General features: G+C 64.4%; 2 protein-coding genes and 1 pseudogene. All 3 read right to left on the bottom strand.

The window, feature by feature from the left end:
- A pseudogene (locus tag EOA28_RS28335) lies at positions 1 to 676 on the bottom strand (O-linked GlcNAc transferase); the annotation flags it as partial.
- Between the two features lie 11 nt (positions 677 to 687).
- Positions 688 to 1,596 (bottom strand): Ku protein, encoded by a 909-nt coding sequence (locus EOA28_RS28330; RefSeq protein WP_127386473.1) that lies wholly within the window; start codon positions 1,594 to 1,596, stop codon positions 688 to 690.
- A gap of 397 nt (positions 1,597 to 1,993) precedes the next feature.
- Positions 1,994 to 3,760 (bottom strand): DNA ligase D (ligD, locus tag EOA28_RS28325; RefSeq protein ID WP_128315515.1); only part of this gene is annotated, 1,767 nt, incomplete at its 5' end.

Genomic DNA, 3,760 nt, shown 5'->3' with positions numbered 1-3,760 from the left:
CATCGTCATGGCGCTCTTCTTCTTCCGCCATCTCGGCCTCGGTGAAGAGCTCTTCCAGCGTGTCGTCTTCCGGCGAGCCGAGGTCGAACAGCAATTGGCCGTCGAGCTCGCTCGTCCCATCGTCGAGATAGATCGCGTCCGGGCGGCCATGCTGCGAGCCGAGATTGAGGGATTTTGCTGTGAGCGATGCGACCGGGCCGGAGCGATGCACGGAACGCACGATCGCGCCCCAGGAGGCGCCGCTGGCGATCAGCCCGGCATATTTGCGCGCCAGGATAAGGTCGCGGAAGGAATAGGGCTGGCCGTCATGCTCGAAAGCGTCGAACAGCGAGAGCATGTCGAGATCGCCGCCCGTAAGCCGCGACTGGTCGATCAGCGACTGCCTGGAGAGCGACGAGGCGTCGGGCGCCTTCATCAGCCCGAGAAGACGCAGGAAACCGTTCTCGCTGATGAGTTGCCGGCCAGCTTCGCGTTCGGCCTTGGCGCGGCGCTCAATCTCGGCATCGCCGGATTTCGCCTTGCCGAGAAGCGCGCGACCGAACACGACATGGCTGGTGCGGCGGGTGACGCCGCGCCTGAGCTCCGCATGGCGGCGCTCGACCTCGCGCGCGGCGAGCCGCAGCGGAAAGGCGGCCAGCGCGCCGACGACGCCGAAGACGGCGCCTGGAACGATCACCGGCCCTCCCGTCACTTCTTGCTCTTGCCGACGGCCTTCAACAGGTTCGCCTTGAGCGGGTTCTCAGGCGCCCCGCCGGCAGCCGCCTTCTTGGCCGGCTTTGCGGGCGCTTCCTCGGCCTTGCTCTTCGATTTGGCCGGGGGCTTTGCCTGCTGCGACAGGCTGGCCTTCAGCGCATCCATGAGGTTGATGACGTTGCCGCGCTCGGGCGCCGCCGCAATGATCGGCTTGTGGCCCTTCAGCTTCTCGCGGATCATCGCCATCAGCGCCACCTCGTAGCGATCCTCATAGTTCTTCGGATCGAAATGGGTTTGCTTCTGCTTGATCAGCGCCATGGCAAGCTCCAGCATTTCCGGATCCGGCTTGCCGGCCGGAATGTTGCCGAAATATTCAGCCGTGCCGCGCACTTCGTTGGGATTCCTCAAGGTGCAGACGAACATGCCGTTCTCGCGCGCGCCGATGGTCACCACACGCTCGCGGCTGGAGAGGACCAGCCGCGCAATCGCCAGCTTGCCGGATTTGCGCATGGCTTCGCGCAGCACCGCGAAGGTTTCCTCGGCCATGGCGCCGTCGGGCGCGAGATAATAGGGCGAGTCCTGGTAGATGACATCGACCTCGCCCTCGTCGACGAAGGCCTCGATGTTCATCGTGTGATTGGATTCGATCCTCACCGCGTCGAGATCGGCGTCGTCGATGATGATGTACTGCTTGTCCTCATACTCATAACCGCGCACCAGGTCCGAGCGCTCGACCAGGCCGAGCTCTGGGTCGACCGGCTTCATGTTGATGCGGTTGTGCGTCTTCTTGTGCAACTGATTGAACGAGATGCGCTCGCTCGCGCTGGTGGCCGGGTAAAGCCGGACCGGACAGCTGACGAGGCTGAGCTTGAGGTAACCTTTCCAACTTGCCCTGGGCGCCATGAAACACTCCTACGCGGCCATGCACTGACACTAAGTTGGAGCATGGTCTTGTCGCGATCATGCTCTTGCAGCGCTTCGTCCGTAGGACGATTGAGGCTGCGGAAATCCTACACCGACCGGTGATGGTACTGCCTAATTCCTAGCGAAGTGTTTTCTGAGGCCGGTTGGCGCGGAGGATAGTTCAAATTGTAGCTAGCGTCGATGGAGTGGATTGAGACGCTGGAGATTAGCCGAAGCCCCGAAGCTTCGTCATCCTAGGGCGAAGCAAGGAGCGAAGCGACGCGCGCAGACCCTAGGATGACGAAATCCTAGCGCTTGCGCTGCCCTCTCAAGCCGCTGGCACTCCCTCTCCGGCCGCCACGCGGCCACCTCTCCCCCACTCCGTGGGGGCGAGGAACTAGCGTTCCACCACCGGCAAATCCCGCGCCGCCTCATCGATCTCAGCCCAGGGGTCGCCCGAGGTCTCCAGCAGGCCCGGCAGCGAGGCGTAGTTCAGGTCCTCCGGCGCGTCGATGGTCTCGAGGTCTGTCCAGCTCACCGGCGTCGAGGCCGGCAGGTTGGTGCGGGCGCGCAGCGAATAGGGCGCGGCCGAGGTGTGGCCGCGGGCGTTGCGGTGGAAGTCGATGAAGATGCGCTTCTTGCGGTTTTCCTTGCCCATGGTGGTGGTGAAGGTGTCGGGCGCGCTTGCCGCGAGCAAGGTGGAAATGGCGCTGCTCGCCTGGTGCAGTTTCTTCCAGTTCTGCTTCCGGGTCACTGGCACGGTGATGTGGATGCCCTTGCCGCCGGAGGTCTTCACGAAGGGCATCAGGCCGAGGCTCTCCAGCCCGCCCTTGATGTGGACCGCCGCCTCCACCACCTCGCGCCACGAGATCCCCTCGCCCGGATCGAGGTCGAAGACGATCTGGTCCGGTCGGTCGAGCCTCTGGCGGTGCGTGCCCCAGGTGTGGAACTCGACGACGCCGAATTGCGCCAGCGCCAGGTAGCCCTTGGCGTCCTCGACCGACAGATAGGTCTTCGTCTCGCCTTCCGAATTGACGCTATCGAACACCGCCACCGAAGGCGGCATGCCGGTGAAGGCGTGGCGCTGGAAGAAGCAGTCCTGCGGTTTTCCCGTCGGGCACCGCACCAGCGACACCGGCCGGCCGATGATATGCGGCAGCATGAAATCGCCGACCAGCGCGTAATAGACGGCGATGTCGAGTTTTGTCGGCCCGGTCTTGCCGAATAGCCGGCGCTCCGGATCGGTCACCCAGATGGTGGCGAGGTCGGATTCGGCGATCAGCCGCTTGCGTTTCACCGGCATCGGCGTGGTCAGCCCGCCGACATCGCGCAATCCGCGAAAGACGCCGTGGCGGATCGCATTGTCGGCGGTGCGGTTCGAATAGCGCACGCGCGCCGACAGCAGCGGCTTCACCCAATGCATCTCGCGCATGATCTCGCGCGGCACGCCTTCCGGCGGGCTGGCGCCGGCCGTCAGCCGCTCCAGCCTGGCAAGCAGCTCGGTCGCCATGTCGCGGTCGAAGCCGGTGCCGACCTTGCCGCGATAGTGCAGCTCACCATTCTCGAACTCGGCCATGCCGAGCGCGGCCAACCCTTCGGCACGGTCGGAGACGGTGTAACCGGCGATGACGAAATCATCCGTCTTTTGCGCCTTCACCTTGGTCCAGCTCTTGGTGCGGCCGCTCATGTAGATGGCGTCGGCGCGCTTGGAGACGACGCCTTCGAGCCCCAGCTCCGAGGCTTGATCGTACAGACCCTGCCCGTCGCCCTCGACATGGTCGCTGTACTGGATGGCGGCATTGGCGGCCTGGCCGGCGAGCAGCTCGGCAAGCAGCGCCTTACGCTTTATGAGCGGCGCTTTGCGCAGGTCCCAGCCGTCCAGATGCAAAAGATCGAAGGCGTAGAAATGCAGCTTTGAACCTGCGCCTTCGGCCAGCGCGTCCTGCAGCAGCGCGAAGCGCGAGATGCCCCTGTCGTCGAGCACCATGATCTCGCCGTCGATGATCGCCTGGGCGACCGGCAGGCGCGAAAAGGCCTGCGGGAGATCGCCATAGCGCTTCGTCCAGTCGATGCCGCCACGGGTGATCAGCCGCACCTCGCCATCCATCACATGCGCCATGGTGCGGTAGCCGTCGAATTTGATCTCGTGCAGCCAGAACTCGCC

Origin of the sequence: Mesorhizobium sp. M2A.F.Ca.ET.067.02.1.1, assembly GCF_004023285.1 — a bacterium.
Lineage (GTDB): Bacteria > Pseudomonadota > Alphaproteobacteria > Rhizobiales > Rhizobiaceae > Mesorhizobium.
Note: the sequence above shows the minus strand (reverse complement) of the source record. Positions and strands in the feature narration are given on the sequence as shown.

What these genes read in the sequence shown, in the direction of transcription:
- EOA28_RS28330 (WP_127386473.1), bottom strand. Translation starts at nt 1,596, where the DNA reads ATGGCGCCCAGGGCAAGTTGGAAAGGTTACCTCAAGCTCAGCCTCGTC.